A 24,190-nucleotide genomic window follows, 5' to 3' on the forward strand; every position below is an offset into this window, starting at 1 on the left:
AGCGCCCCGCTACCCGGCCGGGGCGACGAGCCGGTAGCCGACGCCGCGTACGGTCTCGATCAGCGCGGGCATCCGCAGCTTGGCGCGCAGCGAGGCGACGTGCACCTCCAGGGTGCGACCGGTCCCCTCCCAGCTGGTGCGCCACACCTCGCTGATGATCTGTTCCCGGCGGAAGACCACCCCGGGGCGCTGCGCGAGCAGGGCGAGGAGATCGAACTCCTTGCGGGTCAGCTGGATCACCGAGCCGTCGACGCTGACCTGGCGGGTGGCCAGCTCGATGCGTACCGGCCCGAGGCGCAGAACGGTCTCGGTGCTGCCGGTCGACTCGTCGGGGACGCTGCGCCGGCTGACGGCGTGGATCCGGGCCAGCAGCTCGCCGGTGTCGTAGGGCTTGACGACGTAGTCGTCGGCGCCCAGGTTGAGGCCGTGGATGCGGGAGCGGACGTCCGAGCGCGCGGTCACCATGATCACGGGGGTGGCGGTGCGCTTGCGGATCTTGCCGCACACCTCGTAGCCGTCCTGGTCGGGCAGACCGAGGTCGAGCAGCACGACGCCGAATCCGGGGCCTTCCGGGACGAGTGCCTGGAGGGCCTCCTCGCCGCTGCGCGCGTGCGTGACGTCGAAACCGTGCCGCGCCAGGACCGCGGAAAGCGCGGCGGCGACATGGTTGTCGTCCTCGACGAGCAGCAGTCTCATCCCGGCCTCCTCCAGTTCATCGGCAATATGGTCGGTCCGTGTACAAAACGCGAGCACGTGCGCGTGCACCAAGGCAGTCACGCCGATGCATACGGACGGCGTCAAGAGGCTTCCTGCCCCGGGCGCCTTCCGTTACCCGGCCGATACGAGCCAGGTCACCCGTGCTACGACATGTGTCCGACTGCTACCGGATCGTGATACTCAAATTCGCCTCAGATGTAATGACGCAGGTCGCGTAGGGTAGCTACTGTCCTCCGAAACCGCGAGGAGGACGGAGCCTGACAGCGATGACCGAAGTATCGGTGGCCAAGGAAGATATGGCCGCGACCGGCGAACTCGTGGTCCTGAAGAGTGTCAACAAGCACTTCGGCGCGTTGCACGTGCTCCAGGACATCGACATGACGATCGCCCGCGGTGAGGTCGTCGTGGTCATCGGACCCTCCGGGTCCGGAAAGTCCACCTTGTGCCGCACCATCAACCGCCTGGAGACGATCGACTCCGGTTCGATCACCATCGACGGAAAGCCGTTGCCCGCCGAGGGCAAGGAGCTGGCACGGCTGCGCGCCGACGTCGGCATGGTGTTCCAGTCGTTCAATCTCTTCGCGCACAAGACCGTTCTCGAGAACGTCATGCTCGGCCAGATCAAGGTCCGTAAGACGGACAAGAAGAAGGCCGAGGAGAAGGCCCGCGCGCTGCTCGACCGGGTCGGTGTCGCCTCTCAGGCGGACAAGTACCCCGCTCAGCTCTCCGGAGGCCAGCAGCAGCGTGTGGCGATCGCACGCGCCCTGGCCATGGACCCGAAGGTCATGCTCTTCGACGAGCCGACCTCGGCCCTCGACCCGGAGATGATCAACGAGGTGCTGGAGGTCATGCAGCAGCTCGCCCGCGACGGCATGACCATGATCGTCGTCACGCACGAGATGGGCTTCGCCCGATCGGCTGCGAACCGTGTGGTGTTCATGGCAGACGGTCGCATCGTCGAAGAGGCTGTGCCGGACCAGTTCTTCAGCAATCCGCGCAGCGACCGCGCCAAGGACTTCCTGTCGAAGATCCTGCACCACTGACCGTGCCCGTCGCGTCCGCGACGAGCTGCCGCGTCACCCCGCTCTGGACGGCCCGCGTCCCCTTCACCACGCAAAGGATGTTCACCATGAAGCTCCGCAAGGTCTCCGCCGCGGCGGCCGCCGCCATCGTCCTGACCCTGACCGCGACCGCGTGCGGCGGCGACGACGGCGACAGCGGCTCCGGTTCGGGCTCGGGCTCCGGTGGCGGCGACAAGATCAAGATCGGCATCAAGTACGACCAGCCCGGTCTCGGCCTGAAGGAGCCGGACGGCTCCTTCTCCGGCTTCGACGTGGACGTGGCCACGTACGTCGCCAAGGAGCTCGGCTACGAGCCCGACCAGATCGAGTGGGTCGAGACCAAGAGCGCCGACCGCGAGAACGCCCTCGCCCGCGGCGACGTGAAGTTCATCGCGGCCACCTACTCGATCACCGACGAGCGCAAGGAGAAGGTCGACTTCGCCGGCCCCTACCTGCTCGCCCACCAGGACCTGCTCGTCAAGGCCGACTCCGACATCGCCGAGGGCACCGACCTCAACGGCAAGAAGCTCTGCTCGGTGACCGGCTCGACCTCGGCGCAGAACGTCAAGGACGAGATCGCTCCGGACGCCCAGCTCAAGGAGTACGGCACCTACTCGGAGTGCATCGCCGGTCTTCAGAGCGGCGCCGTCGACGCGGTGACCACCGACGACTCGATCCTCGCGGGCTTCGCCTCCCAGGACCAGTACAAGGGCCAGTTCAAGCTCGCCGGCCTCAAGCTGAGCAACGAGAACTACGGCATCGGCGTCAAGAAGGGCGACACCGCGACCGTGAACAAGATCAACGACGCCGTCGAGAAGATGGTGAGCGACGGCGCCTGGGAGACCGCGGTCAAGGAGAACTTCGGCCCGGCCAACTACAAGAACGAGCCCGCGCCGAAGATCGGGCAGATCGTTCAGTAACACCTGGCTCGTCCAGTCATCGGATCTCCGCGCATCTCGCGGAGATCCGTCCGCAAAGCGGAGATTCCCGGTGCGCCGCCGTCCGCCGCGATCACGGCGGCGGCGCACCGCGTCCGCCATGTAGCCATACACCCGGAAGCGCGGGAGATCGTGTTCGACTTTCTTTCAGACTATGACGACCCGAGCCTGCTGGGCGCCTTCTGGGTGACGGTGCAGCTCACTCTCTTCTCGGGTGTCGGCTCCCTCATCTGGGGCACTCTGCTGGCGGGCATGCGCGTCAGCCCGGTGCCCCTGATGCGTGGGTTCGCCACCGCTTATGTGAACATCGTCCGGAACATTCCCCTGACGGTCATCATCGTCTTCACCTCGCTCGGCCTCGCCGACATCTTCGGTGTGACGATGGGCGCGCCCGACAACTTCGAACTCCAGGGCTTCCGCCTCGCGGTCCTCGGACTCATCGCCTACACCGCCGCCTTCGTCTGCGAGGCGCTGCGCTCCGGCATCAACACGGTGCCCGTCGGGCAGGCCGAGGCGGCCCGTGCGATCGGACTGAACTTCACTCAGGTTCTCTCGCTCATCGTGCTGCCGCAGGCCTTCCGTTCGGTCATCGGCCCGCTGGCCAACGTGCTGATCGCGCTCACCAAGAACACGACGGTGGCGGCCGCGATCGGTGTGGCGGAGGCCGCTCTGCTGATGAAGGAAATGATCGAGAACGAGGCTCAGACGGTGTTGATCGGCGCGATCTTCGCCTTCGGTTTCGTGGTACTGACCCTGCCCACCGGCCTGTTCCTCGGCTGGCTGAGCAAGCGACTGGCGGTGAAGCGGTGACCTCCGTTCTCTACGACGCCCCCGGCCCCCGGGCCAAGCGGCGCAATGTCATCCTCTCGGTGACCTTCTTCGTCCTGCTCGCCCTCCTGCTGTGGTGGGTCTGGCAGACGCTGGACGACAAGGGCCAGCTGAACTGGGCCCTGTGGAAGCCCTTCACGGAGTCCGCGGCCTGGACGACGTATCTGCTCCCCGGCCTCGCCAACACCCTGAAGGCCGCTGCGCTCGCCATGATCATCGCGCTGCCGCTGGGTGCCTTCCTCGGTATCTCCCGGCTCTCCGACCACCGCTGGGTGCGCGGTCCGGCCGGCGTGGTGGTCGAGTTCTTCCGGGCCATCCCGGTCCTGCTGCTGATGCTGTTCGCCAACGAGTTCTACGCCCGTTCCACGGACATCTCCAGCGCGGAACGGCCCCTCTACGCGGTCGTCACGGGGCTCGTGCTCTACAACGCCTCCGTGCTGGCGGAGATCGTCCGGGCCGGCATCCTCGCACTGCCCAAGGGGCAGACGGAGGCCGCCAAGGCGATCGGCCTGCGCAAGGGCCAGACGATGACCTTCGTCCTGCTGCCGCAGGCCGTCACGGCGATGCTCCCGGCCATCGTCAGCCAGCTGGTCGTGATCGTGAAGGACACCGCGCTCGGCGGTGTGCTGCTCGGCTTCACCGAGCTGCTGAACTCGCGCGGCACGCTCGCGGCCAACTACGCCAATGTCATCCCGAGCTTCATCGTGGTGGCGATCATCTACATCGTCCTCAACTTCATCCTCACCAGCTTCGCGAGCTGGCTGGAGGGCAGGCTGCGGCGCAGCAAGCGCAGCACCGGCGCGGTACTGGGCGCCGAGGATGTAGAAGAACTGAACGCCGCCGAGGTGGGCGGCCCGCACGGGGGCGGCGCCGGCAAGATCTGATGGTAGGTCAATAGCCTTCAGTGACACGGGGGGCAGTGGCAAGATCGCCACTGCCCCCCGTCACTTGACGCAAGCACCGGCAGTGGGTTGCATACGTTCTGTGATCGTGCACCCTGCTCCAACCTCCTGTTCACACCAGTCCGTCGAGACACCACTGCGAACGGGGAGCGGCGCGCCGTGGACCCGGTGATCATCGTCGGGGCGGGGCCCGTCGGGCTCACGCTCGCCCTGGCGCTGGCGCGTCAGGACGTACCGTCCGTCGTCCTGGACGAAGGACCGGGCAAGGACGAACCGCGACCGGCGCGCACCGTCGTCCTGCGCGAGGACACCGCCGCCCTCGTGGAACGCCTGACCGGTCTGCCGCTCGACGAGTTCGGGACGCGTTGGGCCGGATGGCGATCGATGCGGCGCAAGCAGGTGATGCGCGAGATCACTTTCGGCCACGCGGACGACGAGGGCCCGGCCGGTCCCGCGGACACGGATCGGACGTCTTCGGCCGAGTCCCCGCCCCTGCACATCGCCCAGCACGTCCTGACCAACGCTCTGCGCGCCGCCCTCACCCACCAGCGGCTCGTCAAGATCGCGGTGGACAGCCGGCTCGACACCATAGAGCAGGAGACGTCCGGCGTCACCGCTCACACCCGCGGCCCCAAGGGCACCTGGTGGCGCGGCAGTTTCCTGGTCGGCTGCGACGGCCCGCGCTCCACCGTGCGCAAACTCCAGGACGTCCGTTTCCCCGGCCGTACCGCGGTGGAACGTCACGCCGTCGCCGCACTGCGCGCGGAACTCCCCTGGCCCGGTCGGGCCCTGCTCCACCGGATGCCCCCGTGGCGGACCTCCGGGCCGTCCGGCGGCGAGATCACCGCGCGCCCGCTCCCCGAGGGTGTGTGGCGGCTGGACTGGCTGCTGCCACCCGGCAAGGACCTGGTCACCCCCGAACTGCTGGTGGCCCGTGTCCGGGAGACCCTGGCGGGCTGGACCGACGGCACCACACCGCCGTACGAGCTCCTGGACACCGGTGTCCACACCGTCCACCACCGGCTGGCCCGCCGCTGGCGCGTCGGCCGGGTCTTCCTCGCCGGGGACGCCGCCCACCTGCTCGGCGCGCTCGGCACACACGGCCTGGACGAGGGGCTGCGGGACGCCGACAACCTCGCCTGGAAGCTGGCGCTGGCCTGGCACCACGGTCCGCACGAGGCGCTTCTCGACAGCTACCAGGCCGAACGCCGCGCCGTGATCGCCGCCCGGCTGCGCACCGGCGACCAGATGCTCCCGCTGCTCCGCGGCGGCGGCGCCCTGCGGTCCTACGTCCCCGGCGCCGCCCGCGGCCACGACACCCTGCTCACCGACGGGCACCTGGGCCGCGGCCCGCTGGGTGCCCCGGGCGGCTACGCCGAGTCGCCGCTCGCCCCCGGTGACCTCGAGTCGCGGGCCACCGTCGACACACCGCCCGGCGCAACCGTCGCGGACGTGAGGGTCACCGCGGAGGACGGTTCCCGCGTACGGCTGCGGGACCGGCTCGGGCGCGGCGCGCTGCTCGTCGTACTGGTCGCGCCGGGCACCGGTGTGTGGGAGCGCAAACACTGGGTGACCGCCGGGATCATGCCGCGGCTCGCGGCGGCGGTGACGGCGCTGCCGCACCCCGCCGAGTTGCTCGTCGCCGAGTCCTATCCGGGCGCCGGCGCCCACACCGTGCTCCTGGTCCGGCCCGACGGCCATCTGGTCGTCGCCATGAACGGGGTGCGCCCCGCCGATCTGTACGCGGCGGCCGAGGCCACGCTCGGCGGACCGGCCGAGGCCCGCACCGAGGCGACAGCGGGCAGCCGCTGACCCCGACACCGGGAAAAGCTCGTCGGCTCACCGCCGCTGTGTCCGCATGGTGTCGGTGAGTTGACCGGCCCCCACCGGCATGGTGTACTCCGGATCGTGACCGACACCTGTGTACGCCTGTGGCGGAGGGTCCATGTGGACCTCATCCGCTATGCGGGCTGCGTGTGTCGCCCGTCCTGCTGAACTCGCACTTCTCTTCCTCCGCGCGCCGCCGATCTGCCGCCGCGCGCTCACGCGAACGCTCTTCAGGACGGTGCACGTTGTCTGTCTCCCCCTCCTCCGCATCCTCCCCCTCGGCGCCCTCGGCACCTTTGTCATGGGGGCCGCCCTCCGCCGACGGGTCGGTCAGGCCCCCGACGCAGGCGGACCTCCTCGAATTCGTACGGCGCACGGCCGCCGACGACGCGCTGATCGACTCACTGCCCCTCGACCCGCAGGGCCGCACCTGGGTGCGCCTGGAGGGGCCCGGCGGCAGTGAGGCCTGGCTGATCGGCTGGCCGCCCGGCACGGGCACCGGCTGGCACGACCACGCCGACTCGGTGGGCGCCTTCCTGACCGCCCGCGGCGAGCTGCGGGAGAACTCGCTGGCCGCCCGGCTGCCCACCGACGGCTGGAAGACCCTCGAACTCACGGACGGCGTGGACCGGGAGCGTCTGCTGCCGGCCGGGCAGGGGCGCTCCTTCGGCCGCCACCATGTCCACGAGGTGCTCAACGAGTCCACCGACCGGCACACGGTCTCCGTCCACGCCTACTACCCGCCCCTGCCCCGCATCCGCCGCTACAGCCGCACCGGGCACGTACTGCGCCTGGAACAGGTCGAACGCCCGGAGGACTGGCAGTGAGCGGAGTCGACGGAGCGAGCGGCGGGGGCGGCGAAGCGGTGGACGGAGGGGTGGTCACAGTGGCGGACGGAGGGACGGACGGAGGGACGGACGGAGCGGTGCAACCGGTCAGTGCTGATCGCGAACCGGCGGGCGGCATAGACGAGTTGCTGAAGCGGGTACGAGCGGGCTACGAGCGGGTGGAGCCCCAGGAGGCGTACAGCGCCGCATCGGCCGGGGCGGCACTCCTGGTGGACATCCGGTACGCGGCCCTGCGGGAGCGGGACGGCCTGATCCCCGGCGCCCTTGTCGTGGAGCGCAACGAACTGGAATGGCGCCTCGACCCCCGCGGCAGCCACCGTCTGCCCGAGGCGACGAGCCATGACCTGCAGGTCGTCGTGATCTGCAACGAGGGCTACGCGTCGAGCCTGGCGGCCGAGTCCCTTCATCGCCTGGGCCTGCACCGTGCGACCGACCTGGTGGGCGGCTTCCAGGCCTGGCGGTCCGCGGGGCTCCCGGTGGTGGTGTAGGCAGGGCTCGGTGGTGGTGCGGGCAGGGCTCGGTGGTGGTGCGGGCAGGCTCGGTGGTGGTGCGGGCAGGCTCGGTGGTGGTGCGGGCGCGCGGGGTGGCGGTGCAGGTAGGGCCTGATGCCGGTACGGACAAGGCTCGGTGCTTGTGTAGGTAGGGCCCCTGGTGCTGGTGTACGTGGGGCCTGGTGCTGGTGCAGCCGTGGGTTCGTGGGTGGCGTAGCCGTGGGTCCGGTGGTGGCTTGGCCATGGGTTCGGGGCGGGGCCCGTTGTAGATCGACCGGGTGGAGCCGGCCCTGGACGCGATCGGCGCCCCCGCGCGTCTACCGTGTCCCAGGGCCTGCTCCGCCCCTCCGCACTCACGCTCCCCGGCGGAGGCTGTGGGTTGTGCAACCGCGTGTGCAGCCGGGTTCGCGTTCTGCCGCTTCTCTCGTCGCCCGTCGTCCTTCGCGCCTGTGGCGTCTCGCCTGTCGCCCCTCGCGTGTCACCCCTCGCACCTGCGGCGCCTCGCTTCTCGCCAGCGCGGTTCAGTAACCCTCGTCGGCGAGGAACTCCGTGTCCTCGCCCTCCTCCTCCAGCGCCTGCCGGACGACGCGCAGAGCCATTCCCTCCGGGTAGCCCTTGCGGGCGAGCATGCCCGCCAGGCGGCGGAGGCGTTTGTCGCGATCGAGGCCGCGGGTTGCGCGCAGCTTTCGGTCGACGAGCTCACGCGCGGTCGCTTCTTCGCGCTCGGAGTCGAGTTGAGCGACGGCCGCGTCGATCAGTGTGGAGTCGACTCCCTTGGTGCGCAGTTCCTGGGCGAGCGCCCGCCGCGCCAGCCCTCGGCCGTGGTGGCGGGACTCCACCCAGGCGTCCGCGAAGGCGCTGTCGTTGATCAGCCCGACCTCCTCGAACCGTGACAGCACCTCCTCCGCGACATCGTCCGGGATCTCCCGCTTGCGCAGCGCGTCGGCGAGTTGTCTCCGCGTGCGCGGGGTCCCGGTGAGCAGGCGCAGACAGATCGCCCGCGCCCGCTCACCGGGGTCCCCTTGGGACTCCCCCTTCTCGGCCCTCGACGAGGAGAAGGCGCCCCCGTCCTCTTCGGACGGTTCTTCGAAGCCGCGCCGACGGCGTCCACGCCCTCCGCGTGAACCGCCCTCGCCACGCCTCGTGCGGTCGCGACCACGCCGACCGCCGCCGTCCGTACCCTCAGGCAGGTACGGACCGTCGTCCGACCAACCCTCGTCGTGCCCGGCAAAGCCCTCTTCGCCCGTGCTCCCCGGCTCCGGCTCCCGCGGAATGCCGGGGGAGGCGTACTCAGCCCAGTCGGTTCGCCGTGTCACGGGGTCAGCTCTTGGCAGCGGCGGCCTTGGTCTTGGCCGTCTTGGCCGCCGCCGGAGCCGGAGCCGGAACCGCCTTGGCCGCGTCGTCCGGGGTGGTGGCGGCCGCGGCGTCCGCGCCCGGCTCGGTGGTCGGCTCCTGCGGCCGCACGCCGACGCCCAACTTCTCCTTGATCTTCTTCTCGATCTCGTTGGCCAGGTCGGGGTTGTCCTTGAGGAAGTTGCGCGCGTTCTCCTTGCCCTGGCCGAGCTGGTCGCCCTCGTACGTGTACCAGGCGCCGGCCTTGCGGACGAAGCCGTGCTCCACGCCCATGTCGATCAGGCCGCCCTCGCGGCTGATGCCCTGGCCGTAGAGGATGTCGAACTCGGCCTGCTTGAAGGGCGGCGCGACCTTGTTCTTGACGACCTTGCAGCGGGTGCGGTTGCCGACCGCCTCGGTGCCGTCCTTCAGGGTCTCGATGCGGCGGATGTCGATACGCACCGAGGCGTAGAACTTCAGGGCCCGGCCACCGGTCGTGGTCTCCGGGGAGCCGAACATCACGCCGATCTTCTCGCGGAGCTGGTTGATGAAGATCGCGGTGGTCTTGGACTGGTTGAGCGCGCTGGTGATCTTTCGCAGGGCCTGGCTCATCAGACGGGCCTGGAGACCCACGTGCGAGTCACCCATCTCGCCCTCGATCTCCGCGCGCGGGACGAGCGCGGCGACGGAGTCGATGACGATGAGGTCGAGCGCTCCGGAGCGGACCAGCATGTCCACGATCTCCAGGGCCTGCTCGCCGTTGTCCGGCTGGGACAGGATCAGGTTGTCGATGTCGACGCCGAGCTTCTTCGCGTACTCGGGGTCTAGGGCGTGCTCCGCGTCCACGAAGGCGACCTGGCCGCCGGCCTTCTGTGCGTTCGCCACCGCGTGCAGGGTCAGGGTGGTCTTACCGGAGGACTCCGGTCCGTAGATCTCCACGACACGGCCGCGCGGCAGTCCGCCCACTCCGAGGGCCACGTCGAGGGCGGTCGACCCGGTCGAGATCACCTCGATGGGCTCCATGGACCGCTCGCCCATGCGCATGACCGCGCCCTTGCCGAATTGTCGTTCAATCTGTGCGAGCGCGGCTTCGAGAGCCTTCTCGCGGTCGGTACCTGCCATGGGTTCCACCCGGTTTGCTTGAGTCGATCGCTTCACGTCAAAGACGCTAACGCCTGCCACTGACAATGCGCCCCGACGCTGGTCCGGCCTGTGGATAACTCGGGCACATCTCCACCAAAATCCGGCGAAAACTCCCCGTCGAGAGCTCCGCCGGAGTCTCCATAAGAATGGATGTTCGATTTTTGTGTCAAGCGCACCACACGGCACTTCCGAGACTACGTCGGCTCACCGACAACAGGACCGACCCGCTCGACTCCGCGCCGACAGCCCAGTCCTGCGGCCCGGCGGGGCTCGTATCCGGTAATCCGACTCGTATCCAGTTGGTGCTGCTCGTCCGGCCAGTGCTGCTCGTCCGGCGTGCTGCTCATCCAACTCGTCGGGCTCGTGGTACTCGATCGGCTCGTGTCGCTCGTCCGGCTGTGCTGCTCGTCCGGCGTGCTGCTCATCCAGCTCGTCGAGCTCGCGGTTACTCGATCGGCTCGTGCCGCTCGTCGGGCTCGTGCCGCTCGGGCTCGTGGTACTCGATCGGCTCGTGTCGCTCGTCCGGCTAGTGCTGGTCGTCCGTGGAGCTTCGCTCCGAGGACTCCTCCCGAAGTCGGTCGCGGTCGCCCCACAAGGCACGCAGCCGCGTGAACGCGCCGCGCCCCGGCTCCCGCCTGCGGTGCCCGTGCACGCGCGGGTCGTCCGTGACGGCGTACCTCTTCACGTACGCCCCGAGGAAGGCCTGGAGCGTGGCGACCGCCGGAATGGCGATCAGCGCGCCGACCGCGCCGAGGAGCGCGGTGCCTGCGACGACCGAGCCGAAGGCGACCGCGGGGTGGATGTCGACGGTCTTGGAAGTCAGCTTCGGTTGGAGCACGTAGTTCTCGAACTGCTGGTAGATCACTACGAAGATCAGCACCCACAGCGCGTACCAGGGGTCGACCGTGAAGGCGATCAGCATCGGCAGGGCACCGGCGAGATAGGTGCCGATGGTGGGGATGAACTGCGACACGAGCCCCACCCAGACGGCCAGCACGGGCGCGTAGGGCACGCCCAGGATCTCCAGCAGCACGTAGTGGGCGACGCCCGAGATCAGCGCCATCAGACCGCGCGAGTACAGGTAGCCGCCGGTCTTGTTGACGGCGATCTCCCACGCCCGCAGCACCTCGGCCTGGCGGGCGGGCGGCAGTACGGAGCAGAGCGCCCGGCGCAGTCGCGGTCCGTCGGCGGCGAAGTAGAACGAGAACAGGGTGATCGTCAGCAGTTGGAACAGGCCCCCGAGCACCTGCGCGGACACGTCCAGGACGCCGGTGGCGCTGTTCTGCACATAGTTGCGCAGCCAGTCGGAACGGAGCAGTCCTTCCTGGACGTCCACCCGCCTCAGTTCCGTGTTGAAGTGCGCGTTGATCCAGTTGATGACGGAGTCGAGGTAGTCCGGGAAGCCCTCGACCATCGTGATGATCTGCCCGGCGAGCATCGAGCCGAGCAGGGTGACGAACCCCGCGGACACGATCATCACGGCCAGGAAGACGATGCCGGTGGCGGCACCCCTGCGCATCCCCCGGGACGCCATCCAGCTCACCGCGGGCTCGATCGCCAGGGCGAGGAAGAACGCGATCAGGATGTTGATCAGCAGGCCGGTGAGCTGATGGAAGGCCCAACTGCCCAGCTGGAAAACGGCGATGAGTGCGAGCGCCAGCACCATGGCACGGGGCAGCCAGCGCGGCATGCGCGCACCCGACGCGGCCCTGCCGGCGGGAGGCCGGGCGGGCGGCGTCGGGCCTATCGGGGATGCGTGCGGGGCTGCCTGCCCGGTCTCGTCAGTGGGTGCCACGGTGCAAGTCTCACTCACACCGGCGGCAATCGGGACGGGTCCTGCGATCTTCGTGACCGGTCAGCGTTTTTCCTGCGGCACGTTCATGACGGAGCAGACCACTCGCCACACGTCCTTGGCCTCCCAGCCGCCTTCGAGCGCCTCGTTCACGGTGCGTCCGCCGAGCTCCGACATCACGTGATCACGCGCGAAGGTCTCGGCGTAACCCGTGCCGAAGTACTCCGCCATCCGTTCCCAGAAGACCGTCAACCTCATGAAACCAGTATCCCGCCCCTGAGAGTGGGCCCGAGCCGGTACCACTCGCCGACACCGCTTTCCGCTTTACGGTCTGATCCATGGCCGAAACTGGAGCTTCACCACTCCCCACGACGCCCCGGGCGCACTCCCCGATCTTCCGCGCCGAGCACTTCGTCTGGCTCACCGCGCGCGTGCTGGAGCAGCGCTTGTTCGCTCACCACTTCCTGCACGGCGGCGCCGACGCGGTGGAGACGGCGCTGGACGCCTACCGCAACCAGGACGGCGGGTACGGCCACGCCCTGGAACCCGATCTGCGCGGTCCGGTCAGCCAGCCGCTGCACACCTCCCACGCCCTGCGCGTCCTGGACGCCATCGGGCGCTGCGGCGGGCAGCGGGTGGAGCGTGTGTGCCGCTATCTGACCTCCGTCTCGACGGCGGACGGCGCGCTGCCGGCCGTCCATCCCAGCCAGCGGGGATACCCGGCCGCCCCTTTCGTACCGATCGTCGACGACCCGCCGAGCGATCTGCTCGCCACCGGTCCCGTGGTGGGCCTGCTGCACCGCAACGAGGTGTGGCACGCGTGGCTGTTCCGGGCCACCGACTTCTGCTGGCAGGCGGTCGAGTCCCTGGCGCGGTCGCACCCCTACGAGATCCAGGCCGCCGTGACCTTCCTGGATTCGGCCGCCGACCGCCGGCGTGCCGAGGCGGCCGCCGACCGGCTGGGGCGCATGGTGCGCGAACAGCGCCTCGCGGTCCTCGATCCGCAGCGGCCCGAGGCCTTCCCCGTGGCTCCCGGCTACGCCCCCGGCGAGCATCACTTCCCGCACGACTACGCGAAGACCCCGCGCTCCGTGGCACGCGCGTGGTTCACCGACGAGGAGATGACCCGGTCACTGGACTTCCTGGAAGGCGAACAGCACGAGGACGGCGGCTGGCCGATCCGCTGGCGCCAGTGGGCACCGGGCACGGCCCTGGAGGCGCGGCCCATGGTGACGATCGAGGCGCTGCGCACCCTCAGGGCGTACGGCCGGTGCATCGGCTGATCCCACCACCCGCCGGTACGGCTCAGCCGCCGATCGCCCGCACCCCCGCCGTCACACCCACGGCGGCTGCGACGACGAGCAGGAACGGGGCACGCAGGAACAGCGCCACGGCAGCCGCGGCCAGCCCCGCCACGCGCGCGTCCAGCACCAGTGCCCGCCCGTCGGCGAAGGCCTGCTGGGCCGTGAGGGCGGCGAGGAGGGCGACGGGCAGGAGCGCGGCGAGCCGCTTGACCAGGGGCCGTTCCAGGACCCCGGCGGGGACGAGGAGACCGGCGAGTTTCACTGCGTAGCAGCCGACGGCCGTGACGCCGATCGCGATCCAGATGTTCAACGATCTTCCTTTCGCCCGGGCTGCTCGGGGCCCTGCTCGTTCAGCGTTCGGTCGCCCGGTTCCTGCTCGTCCGGGGCCGGTTCGCTCGGCTCGGGTCTGCTCAGCACCGGATTGCTCAGCAGCGGTTCACTCGGCTCCGGCTCGCCTTGTTCCGGCTCGTCTCGTGGTGGTTCGTCTCGTGGTGGTTCGCCTCCGCCCGTCTCGTCGTCCTCCTTGCGTCGCGCGCGGCGCCCTTCCACGTACAGCACGGCCGGGGCCGCGAGGGCGGCCACGAGCACCGGAACGCCGGCGGGCAGCACCGGCAGCAGCCCGAGCCCCAGGACCACGGCGAGCCCGGCGACGGCCCGCTCCGTACCGGTCCTCAGCATCGGGGCCAGCAGCGCCAGGAAGACGGCGGGTCCGGCGGCGTCCAGCCCCCAGACAGCTGTGTCGCCGATGGCCTCCGCGCCCAGCGCGCCGAGAAGTGTGGTCAGGTTCCACAGCAAGTACAGGCTGAGACCGGTCACGGTGAACCCGATCCGGATGCTGCGCCGCGTGGGCTGTGCGAGGGCGACCGCCGCCGTCTCGTCGATCACCCACTGGGCGGCGAACGGACGCACCGCGCGCGGGAGGGCCAGCAACTGCGAAAGCCGCAGCCCGTAGAAGGCGTTACGCACGCCGAGGAAGAAGGCGCCCGCGGCGGCTGTGAGCGGGTTTCCTCCCGCGGCGAGCGCTCCCACCAGCGCGAACTGTGAGGCGCCGGTGAACACCAGCAGACTGAGCGCGCAGGTCTGCAACAGGGTGAGCCCACTGCCTGCCGACGTCACCCCGAAGGCGAACCCCGAAAGTCCTACGGCGACCCCGACCCCGAGCGCGTCCCGTACGACGGCGCTGTCAGGTTTTCCACCACCGTCGTGCCGTACGCCTGCCGAGTCGTCCCGTATGTCCGCCGAGTCACGCCGTAGGTCCGCTGGCCCTATGTCTGCCGACGCTGTCTGTTCTGCCACACGTCGGACGGTAGGTGCAGCCCGTGAGCGGTGTCTTGTACGTTCTTGCGCTCCCGTTGGTAGGCACCGGGAGGTACGCCGACGATCCTGCTGAAGTGCCGGTTCAGGTGCGGCTGGTCGGTGAACCCGACTTCGGCGGCAGCCTCTGCGGGAGCCGTTCCCGCGTCCAGCAGCCGCCGCGCCCGGCGCACCCGGGCATCGGTCAGCCAGGTGTGCGGTGGCATGCCGTACGCCTCCCGGAAGGCCCGCAGCAACGCGAACGGGCCGGTGCCGAGGTCCCGCGCCAGCGCCTCCAGAGTCGGGGGCTCGGCCATGCGTTGCTCCAGTGCCTCACGCGCGCGTGCCGCGATCCGAGCGCCCGCCGTCCGCACCTCTCGTTGCGGCAGCGCGCCGCCGTTCAACCGCAGCAGCCGCGTCACGGCGACCCGGAGCAGGGTGTCGGCGGCCAGCGCGTTGCCCTCGTCGGCGGCACGCAGTACCTGGTGCACCAGGCCCACCGCGTACGGGTCGTCCAGCACCGGCTGGACGAAGCCCGGCGTTCCGCGGATGGCGGTCGTCTCCGCCGCGATCTCCGCCACCACCTCCGGCGACGGGTAGACCGCCCCGTACCGCCAGCCCTCCGGCACCCCGGCCCGGCCGGTGTGCGGGGTCTCCGGATTGACCAGGGCGAGCGTCCCTGCGCCCGCGTACACGTCGCCTCCGCCGTGGTGGAAGACCTCCACACCGTCGGCGATGGCAGCGATCACGAAATGCTCGTGCGTGTGCCGGACGAAGGTCTTGCGGATGTACCGGGCCCGCAGCAGATCGACACCGGGCAGCTCCGCGTACTGCCAGTGCCGCGCCCGTTCGCCCGTGCCCGCCATGGCTCCCATTCTCCCGCCTCGGACATCGCGTCCGGGATCCCCGAGGCGGGGGCGACGAGTGGCCGCCGGCAGGCTGACCGGAGCAGCCGCACCCCACACCTTCGCGACCCGCCCGCACATCGGGCCGCCCAACGCACCACTCACCGCGCCGCCCAACGCACCACTCACCGCTCCACACCCCGACCGCCGCGCCACTCACCGCTCTCTACCTCGACGGTCACCCCTCCCCCACGTCGACCGTCGTCCCCCTCCCACACCTCGGCCGTCGTCCCCCTCCCACACCTCGGCCGTCGTCCCCCTCCCGCCCCGGATCGTCGCCCCCACCCGGCGCCCGACCCACAAACGCCCAGGTCAGCCGCATTGTCGGTGGCGGGGTGCAGGATGGATCCATGGCGAGCTCCAGGCACCGAGCCCTCGACGGCTTCTCCCCCGCGACCCGCGGCTGGTTCACGGGGGCCTTCTCCGCGCCCACCGCGGCCCAGGCGGGGGCGTGGCAGGCCATCGGCGAGGGTTCGGACGTGCTGGTCGTCGCCCCCACGGGTTCCGGCAAAACCCTGGCGGCCTTCCTCGCCGCCCTGGACCAGCTCACCTCGACCCCCCACCCGGCGGACCCCAGGAAGCGCTGCCGCGTCCTGTACGTCTCACCGTTGAAGGCCCTCGCCGTCGACGTGGAGCGCAACCTCCGAAGCCCGCTGACCGGTATCCGCCAGGAGTCCGTTCGCCTCGGCCTGCCGGAACCCGACGTCAAGGTGGGCATCCGCTCCGGTGACACCCCGGCCGCGGAGCGCCGCGCCCTGGCCACCCGTCCGCCGGACATCCTGATCACCACGCCCGAGTCCTTGTTCCTCATGCTGACGTCGGCCACGCGCGATGCGCTGACCGGCGTGGAGACGGTGATCCTCGACGAGGTGCACGCGGTGGCCGGCACCAAGCGCGGCGCGCACCTCGCCCTGTCTCTGGAGCGCCTGGACGAGCTGCTGCCGAAACCGGCCCGCCGTATCGGCCTGTCCGCGACGGTCCGCCCGGTCGACGAGGTGGCCCGTTTCCTTTCGCCGCAGCGCAAGGTGGAGATCGTCCAGCCGAAGTCCGGCAAGGAGTTCGACCTGTCCGTCGTGGTCCCGGTCGAGGATCTGGGCGAACTGGGCGGCTCCCCGGTCGCGGACGGCTCGGAGGGCGCCGAGCGCCCGTCCATCTGGCCCCATGTCGAGGAGCGCATCACCGACCTCGTCCAGTCGCACCGCTCCACCATCGTCTTCGCCAACTCCCGCCGCCTCGCGGAGCGCCTGTGCAACCGGCTGAACGAGATCGCGTACGAGCGTGTCACCGGCGAGACCTTGGACGAGCACCACTCCCCGGCCGCGCTCATGGGCGGTTCGGGCGCGGCCCAGGGGGCGCCACCCATCATCGCCCGCGCTCACCACGGGTCGGTCTCCAAGGAACAGCGGGCCCTGGTCGAGGAGGACCTCAAAGCGGGCCGCCTGCCCGCCGTGGTCGCCACCTCCAGCCTTGAACTCGGCATCGACATGGGCGCCGTGGACCTCGTGGTCCAGGTCGAGTCCCCGCCGTCCGTGGCCTCCGGTCTCCAGCGTGTGGGGCGCGCCGGCCACCAGGTCGGCGCGGTCTCCACCGGTGTGGTCTTCCCCAAGTACCGCGGCGACCTGGTCCAGGCTGCCGTGGTCACCGAGCGGATGCGCACCGGCGCGATCGAGTCGCTGAAGGTGCCGGCCAACCCCCTGGACGTGCTGGCCCAGCAACTCGTCGCCATGACATCCATGGACACCTGGCAGGCCGACGACCTGCTCGCGACGGTCCGCCGGGCCGCGCCTTTCGCCGCGCTGCCGGAGTCGGCGTTCACCGCGGTCCTCGACATGCTCGCCGGTCGTTACCCGTCCGACGCCTTCGCGGAACTGCGCCCACGCGTGGTGTGGGACCGCGTCACCGGCGCGGTCACCGGCCGCCCCGGCGCGCAGCGACTGGCCGTCACGTCCGGGGGCACGATTCCCGACCGCGGTCTGTTCGGTGTCTTCCTCGCCGGAGCCGACCCCAAGAAGGGCGGCGGCCGGGTCGGCGAGCTCGACGAGGAGATGGTCTACGAGTCCCGTGTCGGGGACGTGTTCACGCTCGGCACCAGCTCCTGGCGCATCGAGGACATCACCCGCGACCGGGTCCTGGTGTCCCCCGCGCCCGGCGTGCCCGGCCGGCTCCCGTTCTGGAAGGGCGACCAGTTGGGCCGCCCACTCGAACTCGGGCGTGCGGTGGGCGCGTTCCTGCGCGAGGTCGGCTCCCTGAGCAAGGAGGACGCGCGCCTGCGTCTGCTCGCCGCCGGCCTGGACGCCTGGGCGGCGGACAACGTCCTGTCGTATCTGGACGAACAGCGTGAGGCGTGCGGCCACGTCCCGGACGACCGCACCATCGTCGTCGAGCGGTTCCGTGACGAGCTCGGTGACTGGCGGGTCGTCGTGCACTCCCCCTTCGGCGCCCAGGTGCACGCCCCGTGGGCGCTCGCACTCGGCGCCAAGCTCTCCGAGCGCTACGGCATGGACGCGCAGGTCATGCACGCGGACGACGGCATCGTGCTGCGCCTGCCGGACGCCGACCTCATGGGCTTGGACCTGCTAGACCAGGAGCCGGTGAAGCTGGGCACGGAGTACGACGCCGAGCAGGCCCCCGTCGGCGCGGCGGACGTGGTCTTCGACAAGGGCGAGGTCGACCAGATCGTCACCGACCAGGTCGGCGGCTCGGCCCTGTTCGCGTCGCGTTTTCGCGAGTGTGCCGCGCGGGCGCTGCTGCTGCCGCGCCGCAACCCGGGCAAGCGCACCCCGTTGTGGCAGCAGCGCCAGCGCGCGTCCCAGCTCCTCCAGGTCGCCGGGGAGTTCGGCTCGTTCCCGATCATCCTGGAGGCGGTGCGCGAGTGTCTCCAGGACGTGTTCGACCTCCCCGGGCTCGTCGAACTGATGGGGGACCTCGAATCCCGCAAGGTCCGCCTGGTCGAGGTCACCACCCCGGAGCCGTCCCCCTTCGCCCGCTCCCTCCTCTTCGGCTACGTCGCCCAGTTCCTCTACGAGGGGGATTCGCCGCTCGCCGAGCGCCGGGCCGCAGCCCTGTCGCTGGACTCGCGGCTGCTCGCCGAGCTGCTCGGCCAGGCGGAGCTGCGCGAGCTGCTCGACGCGGACGTGCTGACCGAGCTGGAGCGGGAACTCCAGTGGCTCACCGAGGACCGGCGCGTCAAGGACGCCGAGGGCGTCGCCGACCTGCTGCGCCTGCTCGGCCCACTGACCGGCGACGAGTTGGCCGAGCGGGGCGCCGAACCGCGGTGGGCCGAGGAGTTGGCAGGTGCCCGCCGGGCGATCAGGGTACGTATCGGCGGAGCCGACCACTGGGCGGCGATCGAGGACGCGGGCCGTCTGCGCGACGCCCTCGGCACGGCGCTGCCGGTCGGCGTCCCCGAGGCCTTCACCGAGCCCGTGAAGGACCCCCTCGGCGACCTCCTTTCGCGCTACGCCCGCACTCACGGTCCGTTCACCTCGACCACGGCCGCCGCCCGCTTCGGCCTCGGCGTCGCCGTCACTGAGGGCGCCCTCCAGCGGCTCGCGGCGTCCGGCCGGGTCGTCCAGGGAGAGTTCCACCCCGCCGGCATCGGCCAGGAGTGGTGCGACGCGGCCGTGCTGCGCCGCCTGCGCCGACGTTCCCTGGCCGCGCTGCGGCACGAGCTGGAGCCGGTGCCTCCGCCCGCGCTCGCACAGTTCCTCCCGCAGTGGCAGCACATCGGCAGGGGACACACACTGCGCGGCGTCGACGGACTGGTGCGCGCCATCGAGCAGTTGCAGGGCGCCTCGGTGCCCGCTTCCGCCCTGGAAAAGCTCGTCCTCCCGTCGCGCATGTCGAACTACTCCCCGGCGATGCTCGACGAACTCACCGCCGCCGGCGAGGTGGTGTGGGCCGGAGCCGGCTCGCTGCCCGGCAAGGACGGCTGGGTGTCCCTGTATCTGGCCGACGCCGCGCCCCTCCTCCTCCCGCCGCCGCACCCGCTGGAGCTGACCGCGCTTCACCAGTCCGTCCTGGACGCACTCTCCGGCGGCTACGGACTGTTCTTCCGCCAGATCGCCGATCACGTCAGGTCCACCACCCACCCCGAGGCCACGGACCCCCAACTGGCAGACGCGGTCTGGGACCTGGCCTGGTCGGGCCGGCTGACCAACGACACCCTGGCACCGCTGCGCTCCCTGCTCGGCTCGGGCCGCACCGCGGGCTCCACGGCCCACCGCGCCAAGCGCGCCGTACCCCGCGGACGCTACGGCTCCCTGACGGCAGCGGCCCGCACCGCGTCCCGCAGCGGCCCGCCGACCGTCGCCGGCCGCTGGTCCCTGCTCCCGGCCCACGAAGCCGACCCGACCGTGCGCGCCCACGCCCTGGCCCGCACTCTTCTGGACCGGCACGGGGTGGTGACCAGGGGCGCGGTCGCCGCGGAGGGCGTCGAAGGCGGCTTCTCGGCGATCTACCGGATCCTGTCCGCCTTCGAGGAGAGCGGTCAGGCCAGACGCGGTTATGTGGTCGAAGGGCTCGGCGCGGCCCAGTTCGCCATGGACGGTGCCGTGGACCGCCTACGAGCCGTGTCCAACGCCCGCGAGCGGGGCGACGGACTGCTCGACCCCGGCTTCGGAAACGGCCACCCCGTGCGGGCCGGCACTCCCGACGGCCGTTTCACCGGCTCCGGAGCCGGTCTCGACACCTACGACGCCCACAGCCCCAGCCCATCGGATGCCCACGGCCCCAACGCATCCGACGCCCCTGGCCTGAGCCCGTTCGACGCCCTCGGCCCCTTCGACGACCACGCCTTCCGGACCGACCCGGGACTCGGTTCCGCCGACGACACCGACTTCCCGTTCCCCGACCCGGCGCCGCACGAGTACGTGTCCCCGCGGGACTACGCCGCCGCGGGCACCCAGCCCTGGCAGAACGGCGGACGCGCGGCCTACGCCCCCGACTCCCCCGCCCGTCACCACCGCAGCACCCTAGCGTCCAGAGCCGTCGTCCTGGCCGCGGCCGACCCGGCGAACGCCTACGGCGCGGCCCTGCCGTGGCCCGAACCACCGACCGGCGCCGGACACAAACCGGGCCGCAAGGCGGGATCCCTCGTGGTCCTCGTGGACGGCGAACCGGTGATCTACATGGAACGCGGCGGCAAAACCCTGCTGGCCTGGCCTGCCGACCCGGACACGCCGGCCACCGACGACGACCGCCTGGGCACAGCCGCCGAGGCCCTCGCCGCGGCCGCCCGCGCGGGCTCCCTGGGCACGGTGACGGTGGAGCGCATCAACGGAAGTCCAGCACTCACGTCCCCCACCGGCACCCTCCTGGAGGCAGCCGGCTTCATCGCCACACCCAGAGGCCTACGACTGCGAGCGTGAGCCTCCCACCCACTCCCGCCCGCCGCCCCACCGAACCCGCACCACACGCCCGGCCCCAGCCGGCTCCCGTCCCCGTCCTTCGTCCCCGTCCCCCCAGCCCACACCCTCACCCCAACCGCCACCCGCACCCGCGCCCCCACCCGCGCACACCCCCCCAGAGCACAGCCCCCAAGCCCCACTCCCCCACCCCCTCCCCACCCCACCCATGCCACCCTGAACGCATGCCTGAAGGAGACACGGTCTGGCAGGCCGCGAGGCGTCTGCACGGCGCGCTCGCGGGCAAGGTGCTGACCCGCTCCGACCTCCGCGTGCCGAAGTACGCGACGGCCGACCTCACCGGCCGCGCCGTTCTGGACGTCACCCCGCGCGGCAAACACATCCTGACCCGTATCGAGGGTGGCCTGACCCTGCACTCGCATCTGCGGATGGACGGCTCCTGGAAGGTGTTCGCGACCGGGCGGCGCTGGACCGGCGGCCCGGCGCACCAGATCCGCGCGATCCTGGGCAACGCCGATCACACAGCCGTGGGCTACCGCCTCCCCGTCCTCGAACTGCTGCGCACCTCCGACGAGGACCGGGCCGTCGGCCACCTCGGTCCCGACCTCCTCGGACCGGACTGGGACCCCGAGCGGGCACTGGCCAACCTCCTCGCCGACCCCGCCCGCCCGCTGGGCGAAGCACTGCTGGACCAGCGCAATCTGGCGGGCATCGGCAATGTGTACAAGAGCGAGCTGTGCTTCCTGCTCGGTGCCACTCCCTGGCTGCCGGTCGGTGCCCTGCCCGCCGACCGCGCCGCCCAGCTCCCGGCCCTCGCCAAGAAGCTCCTGGAGTTCAACCTCGAACGCCCGACCCGCAGCACGACGGGCCGACGCGGCCAGGACCTCTTCGTGTACGGCCGTGCCCCGCGCCCCTGCCTGCGCTGCGGAACGTCCGTCCGAGTCGCCGACCAGGGCGACGGTTCCCGCGAGCGCCCGACGTACTGGTGCCCGGCCTGCCAGAGCGGCCCAGCCCCGGCACCCGGTGCCTCGGACATCAGGGGCAACCCGGCGCCGTACCACCACGGAACCCGGCGCCGCCCAACCAATTGACGACCCGTCAGAAACCCTCGTACCGTCCCAGCATGGCCGTGAAGGCGTACGACCTCACCGGACGCACCGCATTCGTCACCGGCGCCGCCGGCGGCATCGGCCGCGCGACCGCGGTCCTGCTCGCCGGCGCCGGCGCCACCGTGCACTGCGCCGACCTCGACCGGCAGGGCCTGCACGAGACGGCGACCCTGATCAAGGAAGAGGGCGGCACCGCCCGTACCCACCATCTGGACGTCACCGACCGCGCCCAGGTCGGACGCGCCGTGAAGTCCTGCGAGCGACTGGACGTCATGGCCGCGATCGCCGGGATCATGCACAGCAGCCCGGTCCTGGAGACCCGGGACGAGGACCTCGACCGGGTGCTGAACGTCAACTTCAAGGGAGTTCTCTACGCCTGCCAGGAGGCGGCCCGTCTGATGCTCGACCGGAACATCAGGGGCAGCATCGTCACGATGGCCTCGGGCGCCGTCGACACGGGCGGGCCCGGCCTGCTGTGCTACGGCGCCGCGAAGGCGGCCGTCGTCCAGCTGACGAAGACCCTGGCGACCGAGCTGGGCCGCTACGGCATCCGGGTGAACGCGGTCGCGCCCGGCTGGATCCGCACCCCGATGACCGACCGCCACGACGAGGCCGCCCAGGCGCACACGGAAGCGATCATGGCGCGTATGTCACCGCTGGGCCGGGTCGGCGAAGCGGACGAGGTCGCCCACGCGGTCCTTCACCTGGCATCGGACGCGTCGGCGTTCACGACGGGCCAGATCCTCCGTCCGAACGGGGGCGTGGCGATGCCTTGGTAGCGGCGGACCGCCATGCGTGGCGCCACCGTGCCACCCCCCGCGCGCCCGCCCTCGACTTGGGCGCACAGTGCACCGGCAACAGACTCAACCCCCAGCCCCCGGCCGCGACAGCACCCTCCAGCGCCCCGGCGTCCGGGGCGAGCACCAGGCGCAGCACGGCCCACCACCAGACCGACCCCAGACCCAGCACAGCCCCCCAGCGAACTATTCGGCCGGTCATGCCCGGTCACCTCCCGTCGGCCGCCGCCGGACCGCGCGCCCACGCTTCCGCAGCGACGGTCCCCGTGAGCCGACCCTCACCCTCGGAGCGCGCAGGACCCGCACCCCGAGAACGCCCGAGAGCGCCCGGGAGCGGCACACCCCCATGGACCCCCGACCCGCGCCGAGGCGTGCCCGCATCGCCGACGTCCGCACCGCCCGCGACATCGGAGTCGCCAACGGCGCCGACGCCGCCGACGTCGACCGGTGCATCCGGCTCACTCGGCGTCACCTGGAGTCACCCGGCACCGCCCCGGTCACCCGTTCTCGGCCTGGAACATCCAGTGGTGCTTCTCGAGATCCGCCGTGATCCCGATGAAGATGTCCTGCGACACCGGGTCCGGCTGCCCGGTCGACTCCACCCGGGCTCGCATCCGGCCGATCACCGCGCCGAGGGCTTCCACAAGGATCCCCACGGCTTCCTCGTCCTGGATCCAGCCGCCGGGCACGACCCCGATGCCGCTGCCGACCGCCACCGTCGAGGCCCGCCCGTCGGGCGGGACACCCAGGGCGGAGGCGCGTTCGGCCACGGTGTCGGAGTGGGTCCGGGCGGTCGCGACCACCTCGTCGAGCTGAAGGTGCACCGACCGGAAGCGGGGTCCCACGACATTCCAATGGATCTGCTTCGCCACCAGCGAGAGATCCACCAGATCGACCAGGGCACCCTGCAACGCCTCGGAGACGGACTTCAGATCCACATCGGACAGTGGGCTCTTGACGACGTACATCGCACCTCCGTTGGCTCGCCCGTCATATTCCTCCACGATGACTGCGGCGCTTCGGAGCGGCAAATGCGAAAACCCCGACGGCGCCCCCCAGGGGATCTCCCCGGGAAGCCCCTGTCGGGGCCTCACACGTTTTCTCGAGCGTGAGCCTCAGCCCACGCACCCGACCCGCGTGTTCGTCACGCGGCGACCACGTCCACCGCTTCTGCGGGGGCCTTGATGGTCACCCGTTCCGGTGGCACGCCGGTCACCGATACGGAACCCAGCATCGGGCGAACTGCCGTGGTGACGGGCTCGCTGGGTGTGGCGGCAGCAGACTGGGCCAGCTCCGCGAGGGCGAGCTCGTCGCTCACTTCCCGCATGAGCTCGGACATCCGTACGTCCAGCGCGTCGCAGATGGCGGCGAGCAGCTCGGAGGAAGCCTCCTTCTGCCCCCGCTCCACCTCGGAGAGATAGCCGAGTGAGACTCGGGCGGACGAGGAGACTTCGCGCAGAGTACGGCCCTGGCGCTGGCGCTGCCGACGCAGCACGTCACCCAGCAGGCGACGGAGCAGAATCATCGGTGGCTCCCT

At 71.0% G+C, this 24,190-nt stretch carries 22 protein-coding genes; 12 read left to right on the top strand and 10 right to left on the bottom strand.

What is annotated here, in order from left to right; genetic code table 11:
* Positions 1-9 precede the first annotated feature (9 nt).
* The gene (locus DN051_RS11635) at positions 10-696 is read right to left on the bottom strand and encodes a response regulator transcription factor (RefSeq protein WP_112438658.1); all 687 of its coding nucleotides are present in this window, start codon (positions 694-696) and stop codon (positions 10-12) included.
* Positions 697-983: 287 nt separating this feature from the next.
* Between DN051_RS11635 and DN051_RS11640 the strand changes: the two genes are divergently transcribed.
* The 8 genes from DN051_RS11640 (at position 984) to DN051_RS11670 (ending at position 7,609) form a co-directional block, all read left to right on the top strand.
* Entirely contained in the window at positions 984-1,760 is a 777-nt protein-coding gene (locus DN051_RS11640) for an amino acid ABC transporter ATP-binding protein (RefSeq protein WP_053761359.1), read from the top strand.
* Positions 1,761-1,846: 86 nt separating this feature from the next.
* Positions 1,847-2,698: a glutamate ABC transporter substrate-binding protein gene (locus tag DN051_RS11645; protein ID WP_199314919.1), complete on the top strand. Its 852-nt coding sequence runs from the start codon at positions 1,847-1,849 to the stop codon at positions 2,696-2,698.
* A gap of 150 nt (positions 2,699-2,848) precedes the next feature.
* A complete protein-coding gene (locus DN051_RS11650; RefSeq protein ID WP_112438659.1) occupies positions 2,849-3,526 on the top strand; it encodes an amino acid ABC transporter permease in 678 nt (225 codons plus the stop codon).
* Positions 3,523-4,428 (top strand): amino acid ABC transporter permease, encoded by a 906-nt coding sequence (locus DN051_RS11655; protein WP_053761357.1) that lies wholly within the window; start codon positions 3,523-3,525, stop codon positions 4,426-4,428. Before DN051_RS11650 ends, DN051_RS11655 begins: the two co-directional genes overlap by 4 nt.
* A gap of 177 nt (positions 4,429-4,605) precedes the next feature.
* Positions 4,606-6,258 (top strand): FAD-dependent monooxygenase, encoded by a 1,653-nt coding sequence (locus tag DN051_RS11660; protein WP_053761356.1) that lies wholly within the window; start codon positions 4,606-4,608, stop codon positions 6,256-6,258.
* Positions 6,259-6,393: 135 nt separating this feature from the next.
* The gene (locus DN051_RS47550; RefSeq protein WP_342781581.1) at positions 6,394-6,441 is read left to right on the top strand and encodes a hypothetical protein; all 48 of its coding nucleotides are present in this window, start codon (positions 6,394-6,396) and stop codon (positions 6,439-6,441) included.
* A 128-nt stretch (positions 6,442-6,569) separates the two neighbouring features.
* Positions 6,570-7,100 carry a cupin domain-containing protein gene (locus tag DN051_RS11665; RefSeq protein ID WP_053761355.1) on the top strand — a complete coding sequence of 177 codons (531 nt, stop codon included), beginning with the start codon at positions 6,570-6,572 and terminating at the stop codon, positions 7,098-7,100.
* A gap of 98 nt (positions 7,101-7,198) precedes the next feature.
* Positions 7,199-7,609, top strand: coding sequence for a rhodanese-like domain-containing protein (locus DN051_RS11670; RefSeq protein WP_053761400.1), 411 nt, complete (start codon positions 7,199-7,201; stop codon positions 7,607-7,609).
* A gap of 524 nt (positions 7,610-8,133) precedes the next feature.
* On the opposite strand, the gene recX is transcribed toward DN051_RS11670, so the two are convergent.
* The 4 genes from recX to DN051_RS11695 form a co-directional block, all read right to left on the bottom strand.
* A complete protein-coding gene (recX, locus tag DN051_RS11680) occupies positions 8,134-8,928 on the bottom strand; it encodes a recombination regulator RecX (RefSeq protein ID WP_053761354.1) in 795 nt (264 codons plus the stop codon).
* Positions 8,929-8,932: 4 nt separating this feature from the next.
* A complete protein-coding gene (recA, locus tag DN051_RS11685) occupies positions 8,933-10,066 on the bottom strand; it encodes a recombinase RecA (protein ID WP_053761353.1) in 1,134 nt (377 codons plus the stop codon).
* A gap of 547 nt (positions 10,067-10,613) precedes the next feature.
* Positions 10,614-11,882: an AI-2E family transporter gene (locus DN051_RS11690; RefSeq protein ID WP_234388950.1), complete on the bottom strand. Its 1,269-nt coding sequence runs from the start codon at positions 11,880-11,882 to the stop codon at positions 10,614-10,616.
* Between the two features lie 60 nt (positions 11,883-11,942).
* Positions 11,943-12,137, bottom strand: a complete 195-nt coding sequence (locus DN051_RS11695; RefSeq protein ID WP_053761351.1) for a DUF3046 domain-containing protein — start codon at positions 12,135-12,137, stop codon at positions 11,943-11,945.
* A gap of 80 nt (positions 12,138-12,217) precedes the next feature.
* Between DN051_RS11695 and DN051_RS11700 the strand changes: the two genes are divergently transcribed.
* Positions 12,218-13,162, top strand: a complete 945-nt coding sequence (locus tag DN051_RS11700) for a hypothetical protein (RefSeq protein WP_053761350.1) — start codon at positions 12,218-12,220, stop codon at positions 13,160-13,162.
* 22 nt (positions 13,163-13,184) lie between these two features.
* Here DN051_RS11700 and DN051_RS11705 read toward each other — a convergent pair whose 3' ends face one another.
* From DN051_RS11705 to DN051_RS11715, 3 genes are read right to left on the bottom strand one after another with little or no spacing between them, the layout of a single operon-like run.
* Entirely contained in the window at positions 13,185-13,493 is a 309-nt protein-coding gene (locus DN051_RS11705) for an AzlD domain-containing protein (RefSeq protein ID WP_053761349.1), read from the bottom strand.
* A complete protein-coding gene (locus tag DN051_RS11710) occupies positions 13,490-14,416 on the bottom strand; it encodes an AzlC family ABC transporter permease (RefSeq protein WP_246041088.1) in 927 nt (308 codons plus the stop codon). Before DN051_RS11710 ends, DN051_RS11705 begins: the two co-directional genes overlap by 4 nt.
* A 32-nt stretch (positions 14,417-14,448) precedes the next feature.
* On the bottom strand, positions 14,449-15,342 hold the full coding sequence (locus tag DN051_RS11715; RefSeq protein WP_112438660.1) for an AraC family transcriptional regulator: 894 nt from the start codon (positions 15,340-15,342) through the stop codon (positions 14,449-14,451).
* A gap of 389 nt (positions 15,343-15,731) precedes the next feature.
* Here DN051_RS11715 and DN051_RS11720 point away from each other — a divergent pair, with 389 nt between their 5' ends.
* The 3 genes from DN051_RS11720 (at position 15,732) to DN051_RS11730 (ending at position 22,635) form a co-directional block, all read left to right on the top strand.
* Positions 15,732-20,750: an ATP-dependent helicase gene (locus DN051_RS11720; protein WP_112438661.1), complete on the top strand. Its 5,019-nt coding sequence runs from the start codon at positions 15,732-15,734 to the stop codon at positions 20,748-20,750.
* 221 nt (positions 20,751-20,971) lie between these two features.
* Positions 20,972-21,838 (top strand): Fpg/Nei family DNA glycosylase, encoded by an 867-nt coding sequence (locus DN051_RS11725; protein ID WP_112438662.1) that lies wholly within the window; start codon positions 20,972-20,974, stop codon positions 21,836-21,838.
* A 32-nt stretch (positions 21,839-21,870) separates the two neighbouring features.
* A complete protein-coding gene (locus tag DN051_RS11730; RefSeq protein ID WP_053756719.1) occupies positions 21,871-22,635 on the top strand; it encodes an SDR family NAD(P)-dependent oxidoreductase in 765 nt (254 codons plus the stop codon).
* A 515-nt stretch (positions 22,636-23,150) separates the two neighbouring features.
* On the opposite strand, the gene DN051_RS11740 is transcribed toward DN051_RS11730, so the two are convergent.
* Together DN051_RS11740 and DN051_RS11745 are read right to left on the bottom strand one after the other, a co-directional pair.
* Complete coding sequence (locus DN051_RS11740) at positions 23,151-23,621, bottom strand: Dps family protein (RefSeq protein WP_053756720.1); 471 nt, start codon at positions 23,619-23,621, stop codon at positions 23,151-23,153.
* A 176-nt stretch (positions 23,622-23,797) separates the two neighbouring features.
* Entirely contained in the window at positions 23,798-24,178 is a 381-nt protein-coding gene (locus DN051_RS11745) for a helix-turn-helix domain-containing protein (protein ID WP_053756721.1), read from the bottom strand.
* Positions 24,179-24,190 lie beyond the last annotated feature (12 nt).

This window comes from Streptomyces cadmiisoli (genome assembly GCF_003261055.1).
Lineage (GTDB): Bacteria > Actinomycetota > Actinomycetes > Streptomycetales > Streptomycetaceae > Streptomyces > Streptomyces cadmiisoli.